This is a genomic window from Helicobacter cholecystus (assembly GCF_003364215.1).
GTDB classification, from domain to species: domain Bacteria; phylum Campylobacterota; class Campylobacteria; order Campylobacterales; family Helicobacteraceae; genus Helicobacter_G; species Helicobacter_G cholecystus.
Window position 1 is genome coordinate 51,899 of record NZ_NXLU01000007.1, and the last position, 16,345, is coordinate 68,243.

18 protein-coding genes and 1 tRNA gene are annotated in these 16,345 nt (G+C 35.3%); 15 read left to right on the forward strand and 4 right to left on the reverse strand.

Annotated features, from left to right (window positions below; all coding sequences use genetic code 11):
• Positions 1-3: 3 nt before the first annotated feature.
• From atpD to CQA62_RS05800, 10 genes are all read left to right on the forward strand, one after another.
• Positions 4-1,410 (forward strand): F0F1 ATP synthase subunit beta, encoded by a 1,407-nt coding sequence (gene atpD, locus CQA62_RS05755; protein WP_282956590.1) that lies wholly within the window; start codon positions 4-6, stop codon positions 1,408-1,410.
• 10 nt (positions 1,411-1,420) lie between these two features.
• A complete protein-coding gene (atpC, locus tag CQA62_RS05760; RefSeq protein ID WP_104724974.1) occupies positions 1,421-1,801 on the forward strand; it encodes an ATP synthase F1 subunit epsilon in 381 nt (126 codons plus the stop codon).
• 5 nt (positions 1,802-1,806) lie between these two features.
• A complete protein-coding gene (locus CQA62_RS05765) occupies positions 1,807-2,397 on the forward strand; it encodes a MotA/TolQ/ExbB proton channel family protein (RefSeq protein WP_104724975.1) in 591 nt (196 codons plus the stop codon).
• A 2-nt stretch (positions 2,398-2,399) separates the two neighbouring features.
• A complete protein-coding gene (locus CQA62_RS05770) occupies positions 2,400-2,789 on the forward strand; it encodes a biopolymer transporter ExbD (protein ID WP_104724976.1) in 390 nt (129 codons plus the stop codon).
• A 3-nt stretch (positions 2,790-2,792) separates the two neighbouring features.
• Positions 2,793-3,617 (forward strand): TonB C-terminal domain-containing protein, encoded by an 825-nt coding sequence (locus CQA62_RS05775; RefSeq protein WP_104724977.1) that lies wholly within the window; start codon positions 2,793-2,795, stop codon positions 3,615-3,617.
• Positions 3,610-4,839 (forward strand): Tol-Pal system protein TolB, encoded by a 1,230-nt coding sequence (gene tolB, locus CQA62_RS05780; RefSeq protein WP_104724978.1) that lies wholly within the window; start codon positions 3,610-3,612, stop codon positions 4,837-4,839. The genes CQA62_RS05775 and tolB overlap by 8 nt, the downstream gene beginning before the upstream one ends.
• Positions 4,840-4,854: 15 nt before the next feature.
• Positions 4,855-5,388, forward strand: coding sequence for an OmpA family protein (locus CQA62_RS05785; RefSeq protein WP_104724979.1), 534 nt, complete (start codon positions 4,855-4,857; stop codon positions 5,386-5,388).
• Positions 5,378-6,349, forward strand: coding sequence for a tetratricopeptide repeat protein (locus CQA62_RS05790; protein WP_126498367.1), 972 nt, complete (start codon positions 5,378-5,380; stop codon positions 6,347-6,349). The genes CQA62_RS05785 and CQA62_RS05790 overlap by 11 nt, the downstream gene beginning before the upstream one ends.
• Positions 6,342-6,893, forward strand: coding sequence for an FKBP-type peptidyl-prolyl cis-trans isomerase (locus tag CQA62_RS05795; protein WP_104724981.1), 552 nt, complete (start codon positions 6,342-6,344; stop codon positions 6,891-6,893). The genes CQA62_RS05790 and CQA62_RS05795 overlap by 8 nt, the downstream gene beginning before the upstream one ends.
• A gap of 63 nt (positions 6,894-6,956) precedes the next feature.
• Positions 6,957-8,114: an MFS transporter gene (locus tag CQA62_RS05800; RefSeq protein WP_104724982.1), complete on the forward strand. Its 1,158-nt coding sequence runs from the start codon at positions 6,957-6,959 to the stop codon at positions 8,112-8,114.
• Here the strand turns inward: CQA62_RS05800 and gdhA are convergent.
• Genes gdhA through CQA62_RS05815 form a run of 3 tightly spaced genes read right to left on the reverse strand, consistent with a single transcriptional unit; the run spans position 8,111 to position 10,740 of the window.
• Positions 8,111-9,463: an NADP-specific glutamate dehydrogenase gene (gene gdhA / locus CQA62_RS05805; RefSeq protein WP_104724983.1), complete on the reverse strand. Its 1,353-nt coding sequence runs from the start codon at positions 9,461-9,463 to the stop codon at positions 8,111-8,113. The genes CQA62_RS05800 and gdhA overlap by 4 nt on opposite strands.
• A gap of 56 nt (positions 9,464-9,519) precedes the next feature.
• The gene (recO, locus tag CQA62_RS05810; protein ID WP_104724984.1) at positions 9,520-10,140 is read right to left on the reverse strand and encodes a recombination protein RecO; all 621 of its coding nucleotides are present in this window, start codon (positions 10,138-10,140) and stop codon (positions 9,520-9,522) included.
• Between the two features lie 6 nt (positions 10,141-10,146).
• Positions 10,147-10,740: a class II aldolase and adducin N-terminal domain-containing protein gene (locus tag CQA62_RS05815; protein ID WP_104724985.1), complete on the reverse strand. Its 594-nt coding sequence runs from the start codon at positions 10,738-10,740 to the stop codon at positions 10,147-10,149.
• A 285-nt stretch (positions 10,741-11,025) separates the two neighbouring features.
• On the opposite strand from CQA62_RS05815, the gene CQA62_RS05820 reads away from it, so the two are divergent.
• The 4 genes from CQA62_RS05820 (at position 11,026) to CQA62_RS05835 (ending at position 15,687) form a co-directional block, all read left to right on the forward strand.
• Positions 11,026-11,817, forward strand: a complete 792-nt coding sequence (locus tag CQA62_RS05820) for an HrcA family transcriptional regulator (RefSeq protein ID WP_104724986.1) — start codon at positions 11,026-11,028, stop codon at positions 11,815-11,817.
• Positions 11,818-12,318, forward strand: a complete 501-nt coding sequence (grpE, locus tag CQA62_RS05825; RefSeq protein ID WP_104724987.1) for a nucleotide exchange factor GrpE — start codon at positions 11,818-11,820, stop codon at positions 12,316-12,318.
• Between the two features lie 15 nt (positions 12,319-12,333).
• Entirely contained in the window at positions 12,334-14,190 is a 1,857-nt protein-coding gene (gene dnaK, locus CQA62_RS05830; protein WP_104724988.1) for a molecular chaperone DnaK, read from the forward strand.
• Positions 14,191-14,670: 480 nt separating this feature from the next.
• Positions 14,671-15,687 carry a bifunctional 3,4-dihydroxy-2-butanone 4-phosphate synthase/GTP cyclohydrolase II gene (locus CQA62_RS05835; RefSeq protein WP_104724989.1) on the forward strand — a complete coding sequence of 339 codons (1,017 nt, stop codon included), beginning with the start codon at positions 14,671-14,673 and terminating at the stop codon, positions 15,685-15,687.
• Here the strand turns inward: CQA62_RS05835 and CQA62_RS05840 are convergent.
• Positions 15,688-15,763 (reverse strand) — tRNA-Ala (locus tag CQA62_RS05840).
• Positions 15,764-15,891: 128 nt separating this feature from the next.
• On the opposite strand from CQA62_RS05840, the gene CQA62_RS05845 reads away from it, so the two are divergent.
• Complete coding sequence (locus tag CQA62_RS05845) at positions 15,892-16,044, forward strand: bifunctional ornithine acetyltransferase/N-acetylglutamate synthase (protein WP_267891715.1); 153 nt, start codon at positions 15,892-15,894, stop codon at positions 16,042-16,044.
• The last annotated feature ends 301 nt before the right edge of the window (positions 16,045-16,345 follow it).

Sequence of the window (16,345 nt, forward strand, 5' to 3'; positions counted from 1 at the left end):
AATGTGAGTAAAAAAATTGGAAAAATTATTCAGGTGATGGGACCTGTTGTTGATGTTAAATTTGATGACTATTTACCCTTAATCAATGAGGCGCTTGATGTGTGCTATGAGGTTGAGGGTGTAAAAAAATCTCTCGTTCTTGAAGTTGCAGCAGGACTTGGGGATCAAGTTGTAAGAACAATTGCAATGGATATGACTGAGGGGCTTATGAGAGGGCAAGAGGTTGTAGCTAGAGGGAGTATGATTGAAGTTCCTGTGGGTGAGGCAGTCCTTGGAAGGATTTTTAATGTTGTTGGTGAAGCCATTGATGGGGGTGCGCAAATTAATGATGCGCAAAAATGGCCTATTTATAGAAGTGCTCCAAGTTTTGAGGAACAAAGCACAAAGACTGAAATGTTTGAAACAGGAATTAAAGTTGTTGATTTGCTTGCTCCCTATCTTAAGGGGGGAAAAGTGGGTCTTTTTGGGGGTGCTGGTGTAGGGAAAACTGTTGTTATTATGGAGCTTATCCATAATGTTGCCTATAAACACAGTGGTTATTCAGTGTTTGCTGGTGTTGGAGAAAGGACAAGAGAGGGAAATGATCTTTATCATGAAATGAAAGAAGGAGGCGTGCTTGATAAGGTAGCGCTATGCTATGGACAAATGAATGAGCCACCAGGTGCTAGAAATAGAATTGCATTTACAGGTCTTACAATGGCTGAATATTTTAGAGATGAAAAAGGTCTTGATGTTTTGATGTTTATTGATAATATCTTTAGATATGCCCAATCAGGTGCAGAAATGTCAGCACTGCTTGGAAGAATTCCTTCAGCGGTTGGATATCAACCTACACTTGCAAGTGAGATGGGAAAACTTCAAGAGAGAATTACATCCACCAAAAAAGGTTCGATTACTTCCGTTCAGGCTGTATATGTTCCTGCTGATGATCTTACTGACCCAGCTCCAGCTTCAGTATTTTCGCATCTTGATGCAAAAACAGTATTAAATCGAAAGATTGCTGAGAAGGGGATTTATCCAGCAGTAGATCCGCTTGACTCAACATCAAGAGTGCTTGATCCACAAATTGTAGGACAAGAGCACTATGCTATTGCAACAGGAGTGCAACAAGTTCTCCAAAAGTATAAAGATCTTCAAGATATCATTGCTCTTCTTGGAATGGATGAGCTCAGTGAAGAGGATAAGAAAGTTGTTGAGCGTGCTAGAAAAATTGAGAAATTTCTCTCTCAACCCTTCTTTGTTGCCGAAGTGTTTACAGGAAGTCCAGGAAAATATGTCACACTTGAAGAAACACTTGAAGGATTTAAAGGAATCTTGGAAGGGAAATATGATGATATTCCTGAGAATGCTTTCTATATGGTGGGGAATATCAATGAGGTGCTAGAAAAAGCCCAAAAAATGAATTCTTAAGGAATGATTGATGGACAAGATTAGAGTGAGTATCGTAACTCCTGAGGGGTTGATTTTTGATGATCAAGTCAAGAGTGCTACCCTTCCTGGTGAGGCAGGTGAATTTGGCGTGCAATATGCTCATAGTGAATTGATGTCCTTGCTTAAAAGTGGGGTGATTGAGATTATTAAATGCAATGATGAAAAAGAATATGTTGCAATTGATTGGGGATATGCAAAAGTTGATGGTAAGAGTGTGGATATTTTAGCAAATGGTGCAGTAGCTATTGGTTCTGGAAGCATTGCAACAACATTGCAAAAAGCCAAAGATCTTTTAAGAAAGGCATCAAGTGATGAAGCATTTCTTGCAAGTGCAATGTATAAAATTGATTCTATGGCAAGGAGGACATAAATCCAATGTTGGAGTTAATTTTGAATTTTTTGCACAATAGTTCAACTATTAGCGTTATTGTATTGTGTTGGTTAGCATTTTATCTCTTCTTGACACTTTGGACCTTTTTTTATCGTTTCTCACAATTGCTTAAAAGCAATAAAGAAGAAAACCAATCCCTTAATTCCTTGATTGCTGGTGATATTAAATTGCCTCAATCTATGAATGCAATTAAGGGAATTTTACAAGATGAAGTGAACAAAGAAGTGATGCATATTTGGAAGCAAAAACTTCTCCAAGATTCTTCTAAGGGATTAACACTTTTGGCAATTGTTGCCTCAACAGCACCTTTTGTAGGTCTATTTGGAACTGTAGTTGAGATTTTAGAGGCTTTTTCTTATCTTGGTGGAGGAGAAGGTAAGGTTGCATTTGATACTGTTGCTCCAGTGATTTCAAAAGCTTTGATTGCAACTGCAGCAGGTATTTTAACAGCAATTCCTGCCTATAGTTTTCACCTTATCCTTAAAAGAAAATGCTATGAGCTTAATATTGTCTTACAGATGCAACTAGATTATTTACTTTCCAAGAAAGATTATTCTCAGCAATTAAGGTTTTAAGAATGCATGATTTTGATGAAACACCAGAGCTTAATATTACACCTTTAGTGGATATTATGCTTGTGCTTTTGGCAATTTTGATGGTCACAATTCCTACTGTTTCTTACCGTGAAGATATTGCCTTACCGCAGGGGTCAAAAACAACAAAAGCTCAAGAAGAATCGATCATTGAAATTCAAGTCACTCAACTAAAAAAAATTCTTATCCGTGGCAAAGAGTATGACTTCACCTCTTTTCCAGATAATTTCGCACTCTTTGCAAAAGAAATAAAAAAAACAACACCTGTTTATATTACTGCAGATAAACATTTGATTTATGATGATGTGGTTTATATTCTCAAAAGTGTTAAAGAAGCAGGATTTAGTCGAGCCTCTCTTGTAACTAGTGGATAGTGTATGAATAGACGATTAATATGGAGTGCATTTTGTGCTGGCTTTTTAGAGCTATGTGTACTTTTGGGGTTGGTTTTTGCACTTTTGCCTAAATTTCAAGAAAAATACACTGCAAAAGATAAAACTCAAATTGAATTCATTCAAATTGATGAGCTTATTGCACAAGCCCCTCAAGCCAAGTCAAAGCAATCCCAGCCCAAAAAACAACCTGTGCCTCAAACAAAACCCAATCCCAAGCCCATGACCACGAAAGAAGAGATTAAGCCTAAAACTTCATCGCCTTTATCAAAATCATCACCTATTGTAGGAACTGATGTAAAAAAGCTTTTTGAAAAGGTTGATCGTGATTTGTCACTTGTACAAGAAGAAGAAATTATTGAGGATTCTCGCCCAACTTTCTCTGCAAATAGTATTCAAAGCAAGGAATACACTTATGAGAAAAATAATCAAGATATTCAAGAGGAAACCTCAAAGCTAAAAAATGTTTTAGAGCAAATATGGGAAAAAGAGCTTGAAGTTACAAGTCCTAGCCCACAAGATATGATTGAGGGAAAATATGATCAATGGTTTGCAGAAGTCAAAAAGATCTTGTATGCAAAGTGGAATAATCATTTTTATGAATCTGTGGCAATTGTTGTAAATATTAGTATTACTGATGAAGGTAAATTTTCTTATCGTATTATTACATACTCTAAAAATGCCTCTTATAACGCTTATATGGAAGGATTATTGCAATCTTTAACAAAAGAGAATTTTCCTCCCTATCCTAAGGGAAGAAGAGCAGATATTGAGGTCGTATTTAAAACAAAGGAGCAAAATAATGAATAGAGTTTTTTTATCCTTATTTGTCTTATTTTGCATAGGTTATGGAGCTGATGCAAAGCTTGAGATTGTTAAAACAAGACAGAAATTACCCAATGTGATGGTTAATGTTTATGGAACAGGACTTCCATATAAAGTTTTTAATCTTGTTGCTAAAGATTTGGAAGTGAGTGGGAATTTTAAAGTTTTGACACAGAATAAAAATGATAACAATCCAAATTACACATATTATCAGACACAAAGAATAGATATGCTTGTAGAAATGACACAAGAGAAAGATCGTTTTAATCTCTATTTGTATGATATCAATGCAAAAGAGAGAGTGCTTCAAAAAAGCTATATTTTGCAAGAAAATGATCTCTATCCCTTTGTCTCACATACAATGGCTAATGATGTGAATAATTATCTTAAAGCTCCAAGCATTGCTTGGATGAATCGAAAGGTCATTTTTTCAAAACTGCTTGCTCCCTCAAAAAGCGAAATTGTTGTAGCTGATTACACATTGAGTTATCAAAAAAGTATTATTAATGACGGTTTAAATATTTTTCCAAAATGGGCAGATAGTGAACAAACAAGTATTTATTTCACCAAATATCTTGATCGCCCAACAATTCTTAAATACAATCTTGATACACGAAAATTTGATCGTATTTTAAGCTCCCAAGGAATTGCTATTGTTTCTGATGTGAGCAGTGATGGTAAAAAAATTCTTGTCAGTATGTCACCAATTTCACAGGCCGATGTTTATCTTTATGATTTGGAAGCAAAAAGTACAAAGCGTTTAACAAATTATCCCGGAATTGATGTTGGAGGTAATTTTATTGATAAAAATAAGAAGATTATTTTTATTTCAGATCGTCTAGGTTATCCTAATATTTTCATGATGAATGAAGATGGGAGCGGGGTAGAGCAAGTTGTTTTTCATGGACGAAACAATAGTTCTGCAACTTCAAATGGAGACTATGTAGTTTATTCAAGTCGTGAAGAAAAAAATGAATTTGGTGCAAGTACATTTAATCTGTATATGATTGCCCCAGGATCTTCTGAAATTAGAAGGATTACTGTCAATGGTGCAAACCAAATGCCTAGATTTTCAAGAGATGGACAGAATGTAATGTTTCTTAAAAACACACAGCACCAAAGTGCTTTGGGAATTGTAAGATTGAGATATAATAAAACCTATTTATTTCCAATTTCAAAATTAAAAATCCAGTCTTTTGATTGGTAAGCAGGAGGGAATAGAATGAGAATTTTGTTTTTTTGTTTATTAAGTCTTTTGTTTATTGCTTGTGGGGGCAAAAAAGTTGATTCTTCACAAAGTAGCTCATCTATTGCAATACAGCAACCCCAGTCCGAGCCTCAAGAGAAGGAAGAGGAGGCAATACCAGAAGTTGTAGAGGTGATAGAGGAGTATACACCTACAAAAAAACCTTTTAATCCAAAAGATTTGAAAATTATTTATTTTGCCTTTGATTCTTTTGCCCTTTCAAAAGAAATGTTTGATGAAGTGAATTTCAATGTGGATTTACTCAAAAGCTACCCAGAAGTCAAGGTTTTGCTTGAAGGAAATACTGATGCTTATGGAAGTGATGAATATAATTTTGCTTTAGGGACAAAGAGAGCATTAGTTGTTAAAGATGCTTTAATTGTAAGAGGAGTGCATAAAGATAGGATAGCAATTATTAGTTTTGGGGAAACAAAGCCAGTATGTACAACATCTTTAGATGCAGAATGCAGACAAAAAAATCGAAGAGTCAATTTTGTTGTTGAGAAATAAGTTTTTTGCATTTTGCATAGCCTTACCTCTTTTGGGAGGTGAGCCTTCTGCATTTGAAAGTCAAAGCGGTGTAACAAAAAAAGATATTAAAAGTCTCAAGGATACAAGCTTAAATCTTTCTTCTCTTATAGTCGATTTGCAAGGTAGGCTTGAAGCCTTAGAGCAGATGCAGTATGGAATTCAGAGTCTTTATGATGCACAGGGTCAGAAAGTGCAAAAACTTACAGAAGAGCTTGAGGCTCAAAATGTTTTTATGCAAGAAACTCGTGCAAGACTTGAGATATTAAAAGAGCAAATTGAGCAAATTAAAATCTCTCAAAGTCAAAATGAGCAAAATTATCGGAATGCCATGATTTCTCTTGATGGATTGGGTGAAAAGATTAAAGAAGTCTCTCAAGTGGGGAGCGTATTAAATGATTTGGTTTTAAAAGAATTTCAAAGTGTAAGAGAAGAGTTTGCCAAGCAAGCTGAGGTTATTGCAAAAGATCAAGAAAATATTCAAAAACTCAGTGTTGAAATTGAAAAAATGTATGAGGAGCGTCGTAAGATTCAAGAGCGTAATGCTTTTAAAAATCCACAAAAAAAGCCCGAGGTTTTTAAAGAAGCTAAAAGTATGTACTGGGGAAAGAGTTTTGATGATGCAAGAGTGCGTTTTGCTTGGTTATTAGAGCAAGGATATGAAAAGGCTGAAAGCAGTTTTTTCTTAGGGCAAATTGCTTTTAGACAAGGCAGATATAATGATGCGATTATTTATTACAAACAAAGTGCAGTTTTAAATGACAAGGCAAGTTATATGCCTGTATTGCTTTTGCATACGATAAAATCTTTTCAAGCATTAAATGATAATAAAAGTGCTTTAACCTTTGCACAGAGTCTAATTGCTCATTATCCAAAAAGTAAAGAAGCAGCTCAAGCCAAGGCCATTGAAAGAAAAATAAAAGGAGAAAAAAAAGATGAATAAAGTTGAAAATGGAAAAATGATTGCGATTGAGTATCGTGTAAAAAATCAAGAAACAAATGAAGTTGTTGATGAAAATATTGGAGCAGAGCCTTTAGAGTTTTTAATGGGATCCTCTCAAGTTATTGCTGGGCTTGAAAAAGGAATTGAGGGGATGAGCGAGGGAGAGACAAAGCAAATTGTGATAGCTCCAGAAGATGCTTATGGGACATACCGTATTGAGTTTTTGCAAGAAGTTCCAAAAGAGCAATTTGAAGGGATTGATTTAAAAGAAGGCATGACACTCTTTGGTCATGGTGAAGATGGAAGAAGTGTGCAGGTGATTGTTAAGAGTTTTAATGATAAAACAGTGATGATTGATTATAATCATCCCTTAGCAGGAAAAACTCTTGTATTTGATGTGACAATTAAGGGGATAAGAGAAGCAACTGACGCTGATTTTATAGCAATGGGTGGTGGATGTGGCTGTGGCAGTGGTGATCACCATCACAAAGAAGGGGGATGCTGTGGTGGAAATGGTGGGGGATGCTGTGAAGGACATCACTAGTCCTTAACCCCCCCCCCTTCATTATTTTTTTCTTCTGACTTTTTATTTTTCAAAAGGATTTTTATGAAGCTTCATTCTTCGTATTTTTGTTTGATTCCACTTTCTTTAGGCGCATTTTGTATGGGTGTTGCTGAGCTCGTTATTGCTGGAATGCTTGAGAAAGTGGGGATATTTTTTAATGTTGATGCTCAGAGTGCAGGATATCTTGTTGCAATTTACGCTTTTGGTGTGATTTTAGGAGCCCCACTTTTAACCATTCCCTTAAGTCGCATAGATAGAAAAAAGCAATTTCTTTGCAATATGGGAATCTTTGCACTTGCAAATGCTGTCGTTTATTTGAGTGATAATTTCTATCTTACTGCAGTAGCTCGTTTTGTTGCAGGTTGTATGCATGGAGTATTTTTTGTGATTGCAACGCTCATAGCCTTTCAGGTTGCTCAAAAAGGGAAAGAAACTCAAGCACTTTCTCTTGTTGTGGCAGGCTTAACGCTTTCAATGATTAGTGGAGTTCCTCTAGGGGCTTGGGTAGGAAATTATTTTGGATTTCAGAGTGTCTTTTTGCTTGTATTCTCTTTTGCACTATTTACTTTTTTTCTTGCCTTATTTTTGATGCCCAAAGCTCTTACAAGTATTCCCACTCATTTTCATTCACTTGTTCAATCCTGTAAGAGTTTACCTATGATAAAAGTTTTTTTTATTACAGCTTGTTTTTGTGGAAGTCTCTTTGCATTTTATACCTATGTAGAGCCTTTCTTTCTCTCAAATGATTTTTTTGATAAAGATAAATTGAGTTGGGTACTTTTATTTTATGGCCTTTGTGGTATTGGGGGTAATTTTTTTGGTGGAATCTTAACAGATAAAAAAGGCTCAAGATACGCCTTACTTACTGCATTGGGTACATTGAGTTTGTCACTATTATTGATGAGCTGGAGTATTAAGCTTTGGTTTTTGGCAGTGATTAATTTTGGTTTTGTAGGGTTTTGGGCTTTTACTTGTGTTTCACCGCTTAAAAAACTTGCAATGGAATATGCTACGCGTCATACACCAGAGACCATAGAGAGTTCAATCAGTATGAATGAGGCAAGTTTTAATATTGGAATTGCAAGTGCATCTTTAATCAGTGGAGCAGTATTGACTTATTTTGGAGTGAGTTTTGTCCCTTTATGTGCATTTATTATTGCCTTTATTCCTGTAATTTTATTATGGAGGGCAAGGGATTAGACTACCCCTTGCTCAATCATGGCAAGTGCAACTTTTCTAAACCCTGCAATATTAGCCCCTAAGACCAGATTATTGTCCTCCCCAAATTCTTTTGCAGTATTGCTTGCATTTTCATAAATTCCCTTCATAATTCCTCTTAATTTTGTATCCACTTCCTTAAAGCTCCAAGAGCTCATACTAGCATTTTGGCTCATCTCTAAGCCACTTGTTGCTACACCTCCAGCATTGGCAGCTTTTGAAGGACCAAAGCAGATCTTGGCTTGTAAAAATAAATCAATAGCCTCAAGAGTAGAGGGCATATTTGCTCCCTCACTCACACAAATGCATCCATTATCAAGCAATACTTTTGCATCCGCAGCATTGAGTTCATTTTGTGTAGCACTTGGGAAGGCTACATCACAAGGAATACTCCATACTTCATTTCTTCCTTGGGCATATTGCTCCACAGGAATATATTTTGCACTTGGGCGACTTTTTGCATATTCGCTTAAATCTACTCTTTGCACTTCTTTTAATTCTTTGAGTAATTCTAAATCAATCCCTTCATAATCATAAACCATTCCTTTAGAATCACTTACAGTGACAGGTTTAGCTCCGAGGGCATAGAGTTTTTCTATTGTGTAAATTGCCACATTCCCACTTCCACTTACACATGCGATTTTTCCCTCTAAACTCTCCCCCCTCTCTTCTAACATTGCTTGGGCAAAATAGACACTTCCATATCCCGTTGCCTCTTTTCTTGCTAGACTTCCTCCCCATCTCAGTCCTTTTCCTGTAAAAACTCCATCAAAGCGATTTGTAAGCTTTTTATATTGTCCAAAGAGATAGCCTATTTCTCTCGCACCTACTCCAATATCTCCAGCAGGAACATCTGTCCTTTCTCCAATATGCCGATAAAGCTCATTCATAAAGGATTGACAAAATCTCATCACTTCATGATCACTTTTTGCTTTGGGATTGAAATCGCTTCCCCCCTTTCCTCCACCCATAGCAAGTGTAGTTAAAGAGTTTTTAAGAATTTGTTCAAAACCTAAGAACTTGATAATATCCTCATTGACACTAGGATGAAAACGTAATCCTCCCTTATAAGGGCCAAGGGCAGAATTAAATTCAATGCGATATCCAGTATTCACTTGAACCCTGCCATGATCATCTACCCAAGGCACTCTAAAGATAATGCTTCGCTCAGGTATGACAAGACGCTCTAAAATACTGTGTTCTTCATAAATTTTATTTTTTGCAATTTCAGGTTCAAGAGAGTGAAGAATCTCTTTGAGTGCTTGGAGAAAAAATACTTGATGTGAGTATTTTTGACTGACTTCTTCAATAATTTTTTGTGTATAGCTCATGTTTGGTTTCCTTTTTGATTGAAAATATTAAGAGAATAACCAAAACCTAGACCCTTTTACAAACCTTGGATAAATATATTCCAAATTTTTTCTATCTCTTCATCATTAAGATGCACACAAGAGGCGGTATGTAGGAGGGTTATAATTTTTTCTTTTGGAAATGTAGGGCCAGTAATGCATTGAGGGTGAGCAAATAAAAAAGATCGTCCCAGAGCGATGGTTTGATCTAGATTTTCATTGCAAATAAAGCATTTATTTTCATTATGCCGTGTATTTCTTCCTTCATACAAAAGAAGTTTTATGCTCATTTCAATTACAACGCGTATAGGATGCTGTTTGCTTAAAATGTGTGCTCCCCAATTTAAAAGTTCAAAATAAAACTCTTCAATCCCATCAACTTCTTTAAGATGAGTATTAAGCATTGAAATAAAAGTTTTCCATACATACACTCTTTCATATTCTCTTTCCCAAGAATAAGAGAGTTGGAGAATATTGCGAATCTTGGGGATAAAAAATCCGTTATTTTGAGTATCAAAATCAATTTTTCTTCCTAAATCAATAATGCTATGACGCACACCATAAAAACGATAAAGTTCAAGCACTTTTGTAGGGGTTAAAATCCTTAGAAATAAATCTTGATTTCTAATAATACTTTTATGAAGAATATAGCCCTGCATAGATTCTTATAGGCTTGCATTAAAGTGTAAAATTTTACAAGTATTTTCTATGATGGCAATATTTTTTGCTAAAGAGTGCAAATCTCGATCAAAAGCATAGATTCCATAACCTTTAATAATTAAAAAGCGTTGATTGCTTTTAGTGATTTGTTGTGCAATCTCATAGGGTGCTCTCTCATACCACGAAGAGTAATTCCCAAGATCCCAAATTTCAATCTCTTCTCCCAAAATTTGTTGCCCAAAGAAGTCCAAAGGCCTTAAATGTGAATATTTTAAAGAATAAGAAACCGTATAAGGTGGCATCGCATATGCAATAAACTTTGCATTTTTGTATGCTTTATAGATTTGGGCATGGATGGGGGTATCAATACTTGCCTCATACCAGCGATAATCTTTTTGAGTGTTGAGTGAAATGAGATTACTTGGATTAAGATCATCAAATACCGCTTGTTTAGAGTTAATCACAAAATTTTCATAAGTCAGTCGTGCAGAAATTGATCCATGGAAAATACCAAAAAAATTTTTTCTAAACATAGCAAGTGAGATATGCTTAAGGGAGCTAAGTAATTTATTATCAACATTATTGAAGTGAGCACTCATTTAGATTCCTTTGAAAATTTAGTTTTAATATTATAACTTTTTAAAAGTTTAAGAGGCTGGTTTATCTTACGGAGAATCCACAAAGAGCAATAAGAAAAAATCCCTAGTTCTAAAAGAGATTAATATTTTATAACTAATGATTATTTATACTAATGATATTATAAAATCTTATACAAATAGACTAAAGGTTATATTTTTTTAGCAAAGTAAATAGAATATTGCTAATTTTGAGTATAATCCATTTTGTGGTTTTTGTTAAGACTATAAAAAAATTTGAGTTAGGCAATGAGTAAAAGAAAACAAACGCTTTTAAAGTATGTAGTTGAAGAGTATCTAGAAAGTGGGACACCTATTGGTTCTCAAACTCTAAAAACCTCTATCAATCTCTCCATTTCATCAGCCACAATCCGTAATGGATTTAAGGCATTGATGGATGAAGGTTTTTTGCTTCAGCCTCATATCAGTAGTGGGCGGATTCCCTCTTTTTTAGCATTAAAGGATTATTGGAGAAATACTCTTGAGCTAGGCAGTGAGAAAATTCTTAGTGATGCACAAGAACTCCAAAAACTTTCTGCTGAGATTGGGTGTTTTGTTGCATCTATTGATATAGAAAACCTAAAGCTTAAAGAAGTTGAAAACTTTGAAGATAAGTTTTTGGTTTTGAAATTTAATAAAGAAAAAGAAGTGCTTCTTCGCTATGTCCCTCAACTTTTTAGATTTCTTAATGAGCTTGTGGGAATGGATTTAGAAGATATTCAATCAATTGCACATCAGGTGCATGCAAAAGATCTTTTGCAATCTTTGGTATCTATTAACCAAAAAACTTACTTTCATGGTGCAAAATATCTTTCTAGTTTAATGGAAGAAAAACGAGGTGAAAGATTGTTTTTTGAAATGATTGAGGGAAGAATCTTTGAGCGATTGAGTAATGGAATTTACTTTGAGGAGATACTTCCAAAAGGGTATATTTTATTTATACAAAATGTTTTAATAGAAGAAAAAAAATCAAGAGTTTTATTTTGCGGAACACTGGATTGTGATTATCGCAAGACTCAATCTATTTGGAAAGGAGAGTAAATGGGTGAAGAACAAAATGACGAAGTCCAAGCTTGCAAGGAAGAAAATTTAGCAACCCAAAGCAATGAGGATTTTGAAGAAAAATTTAAAAATCTTGAGCAAGAATATTTGAGGGTTCATGCAGATTTTGAAAATGTCAAAAAACGCTTAGAGCGCGAGAAATATCAAGCTTTAGAGTATTGCTACGAAGGGATTGCAAAAGACTTGCTTCCTGTTGTGGATACCTTAGAGAAGGCATATCAAAGTGCAATCGATGCACAGCAAGAAGCAATCAGCGATGGCATTAAGCTCACTCTTGATAATCTTTTGAAGGTTTTGAGTAAGCACGGAATTGAGGTGATTGATCAAAGTGGTAGCTTTGATCCTCAATATCATGATGCGATTATGCAAGTTCCTTCAAATGAGGTAGAGGAGGGGCAAATTGTGCAAACCTTGCAAAAAGGTTATCAATATAAACAAAGAGTCTTGCGACCAGCAATGGTTAGTGTGGCAAAAAATTAATTTAAGGAGAAAGAAATGGCAAAAGTAATTGGAATTGATTTGGGGACAACAAACTCAGCGATGGCTGTATATGAGGGAAATGAAGCAAAGATTATTGCAAATAAAGAAGGAAAAAATACCACTCCTTCAATTGTTGCATTTACAGATAAGGGAGAAATCCTTGTAGGTGATCCAGCAAAGCGACAAGCAGTGACAAATCCGCAAAAAACAATCTATTCAATTAAAAGAATTATGGGGCTTATGTTTAATGAAGACAAGGCAAAAGAAGCTGAAAAAAGACTCCCTTATAAAATTGTAGATAGAAATGGTGCATGTGCTGTAGAGATTGGGGATAAGATTTATACCCCTCAAGAAATTAGTGCAAAGATTTTAATGAAACTTAAAGAAGATGCTGAGAGTTATTTAGGAGAAACTGTAAGTGAAGCAGTGATCACTGTTCCAGCATATTTTAATGATTCTCAAAGAAAAGCAACAAAAGAGGCTGGAACAATTGCAGGGCTAAATGTTTTAAGAATCATTAATGAGCCTACAAGTGCTGCTCTTGCCTATGGGCTTGATAAAAAAGAAGCTGAGAAAATTGTAGTTTATGATCTTGGGGGAGGAACATTTGATGTTACTGTCCTTGAAACAGGGGATAATGTTGTAGAAGTTTTAGCTACGGGCGGAGATGCATTTTTGGGAGGTGATGATTTTGATAATCGAATCATTGATTGGGCAGTTGAAGAGTTTAAGAGTGAAACAGGAATTGATCTTAAAGCTGATATTATGGCACTTCAAAGACTTAAAGAAGCAAGTGAAAATGCTAAAAAAGAGTTAAGCAGTGCAAATGAAACTGAAATTAATCTTCCCTTTATTACTGCAGATGCAACAGGACCGAAGCATTTTGTAAAAAAACTTACTCGTGCAAAATTTGAGAGTCTCATTGATGATTTGATTGAAGAAACCATCAAAAAGATTGATTTTGTCATTAAGGATGCAGGACTTAGCAAAAGTGATATTAGCGAAGTCGTGATGGTGGGCGGTTCTACTCGTGTTCCAAAAGTTCAAGAGAGAGTTAAAGAATTTATCGGTAAAGAACTCAATAAATCTGTAAATCCTGATGAGGTTGTTGCTATTGGTGCTGCAATCCAAGGTGGGGTTTTAAAAGGTGATGTAAAAGATGTGCTTCTTTTAGATGTAACACCTCTAAGTCTAGGAATTGAGACAGCTGGAGGAATCTCTACAAAAATCGTTGAGCGAGGAGTAACAATCCCCACTAAAAAATCTCAAATTTTCTCAACTTATGAGGACAATCAACCTGCGGTGTCTATTAATGTTCTTCAAGGTGAAAGAGAACTTGCAAAAGATAATAAATCTTTAGGAAGATTTGATCTTACAGGTATTCCTGCAGCTCCAAGAGGTGTGCCTCAAATTGAAGTAACATTTGATATTGATGCCAATGGAATCCTTACAGTCAGTGCAAAAGATAAAAACACTGGAAAATCTCAAGAGATTAAAATCAGTGGATCAAGTGGTTTGAGTGATAGTGAGATTGAAAAAATGGTTAAAGATGCTGAGCTCCACAAAGAGGAAGATATAAAGCGAAAAGAAGTGATTGAGCTAAGAAATCAAGCTGATGCTATGGCTCATCAAACTCAAAAAATGCTTGATGAGAATAAGGCAAATGTGAGCAATGCTGATGAAATCCAAAAAGCTATTGATGAACTTAAAGATGTAGCAAAGAAAGAGAATGCAAGTAAAGAAGAAATTGAAGCCAAGCTTCAAGCTCTAAGCCAAGTGGCTCAAAGTTTAGCTCAAAGTGCTCAAGCTAATCCACAAGGAGGAGCTCAAAGTAAAAAAGATGACGATGTTATCGATGCAGAGGTAGAGTAATTCCCTCACCCCCCCCCCTAGGGGAAGTCTTCTTTTGGATTCTTTTTTATTATTTTTAAATCAAGAACTAGCAGTATAGATTGTTGATTGGAGTTAATCATCTTTATTTTGGGTGATTGTAGGGAGTTACCGCTTCTTTTTTGAGTTTGAAAGTAAATTTTTCACTTTTGTATCCCTCTTACATATTTCAAGCAATTGCAAGACAATATCTTATGAATCATTGATTGCATTGGTATTTTAAGTCATAGAGAGTCTTTTATGTATGGGGAATAATAGGAATAGTGAATGTGTTGAATAGGGGATGAAATGAATATTGATGAGTTTCTACTTTGATTTTAAATATTGTAGTGATTCTTGTGGAATTACTTTTTGAAAACTATCAATCCCTCAAGAAAGAATTTTGTCTAAAGGCTTATGCTTTTGGGATAACTTTCTTTGAAACTCTTTTTGATAAAATCCTAAAAAATAAAAAGGAAGATTATGAATCGGATTGAGGAAGCAATTGAGGCATTTAAAAATGGAGAAATGCTTATTGTTATGGATGATGAGGATAGGGAAAATGAGGGGGATTTGGTCTATGCTGGGATTTTTAGCACCCCTGAGAAAGTGAATTTTATGGCCCAAGAAGCCAGAGGGTTGATCTGTGTTTCTATCACTCAAGAACTTGCTAATAAGCTTGAACTTACCCCTATGGTCACTCATAATGATTCTGCTCATCACACAGCCTTCACAGTTTCTATTGATGCAAAGGAGGCAAGCACAGGAATCTCAGCTTATGAGAGGGATATGACAATTTCTTTAATGTGCGATTCTTCCTCTAAACCCTCAGATTTTGTGCGCCCAGGGCATATTTTCCCTCTTGTTGCAAAAGAAGGAGGAGTGCTTGTTCGCACAGGTCATACAGAGGCAAGTGTAGATCTTTGCACACTTGCAGGACTTGCACCAGTAGCTGTAATTTGTGAGATTATGAAAGAGGATGGAAGTATGGCAAGGAGGGGGGATAAATTTCTCTTTGACTTTGCTAAAAAACACAATCTTAAAACATTGTATGTCTCAGATATTGTGGAATACCGCCTCAAATATGAAAATCTTGTAAGACTTGAGTCACAAAGTAAGGCAAGTTTTTGTGCAATAGAGTGTGAGAGATATGAATTTATTGATCATTTAGGATATTCTCATCTTGTTTTTGGCTTTGGAAATGGAAATAAAACGCCCAATATAAGATTTCATAGTATGAGCGGAGATGTTGAATTATTAAGTGATGAAAGAGGATATGAAATTTTGCAGAAATCTTTAAAGAGATTGAAGAGTGAGGGAGGGTATCTTGTTTGTTTGCACCCTACGCACAAAGGAGAGCAAAAAAGTTTTGGAATCGGTGCTCAGATTCTTAAGGTTTTGGGTGTAAAGAATTTTATTCTTTTAAGCTCAAGTTTAGAAAAAGAGTTTGCCGGACTTGGAGGATTTGGAGTTAATCTTGTAAGAGTTGAAGTGCTTTAATGGTGGAGAATAGCGGGTTCGAACCGCTGACCCCAACGCTGCCAGCGTTGTGCTCTCCCAACTGAGCTAATTCCCCAAACAAGAATTATAATTATACGCAAAAATCCATAGACTTGAGAAAAAAATCTAACACTGCCACAAACCCAATCTGTCTATGGTGTGTAATCTTTAAAGGATTTCCCCTTTTTTAATCATCCTCTACTTTTGCTTTTCAATAGAATTAAAGCCTACAAACTAATGAAAAAAGAAAGTTTTTCCATCACTTGTGATTTAGGAATGGGTGAGGGAGAGTTTGTTACTTATGCCTGTGATTTAGGATATAAATATATAGAAATTAATTCAGATTATCGAAGCTAAGAGTTTATAAAAAAGAAACTTCTTTATCTTTCTTTCATATACAAAAGAATTCAAATACCAACAACTCATCCATAAAAACACTCTTTATCTTTAAACAAATCTCTTTGTAATTAAAAACCTCTTGTGTCATTATAAATAAAAGCTTAAAAGAAATAAAAATAAGATAAAACAATCAGGATTAACCCTCATTCATAATACCCTAATAAACAATAGAGCCCCGACTATTCTCTAGGGGGAGAGAATAGTCTATTAAGACTTAAAGGAGACGCTTAATGAAAAAAACAGTAAACTATCTTGAAGG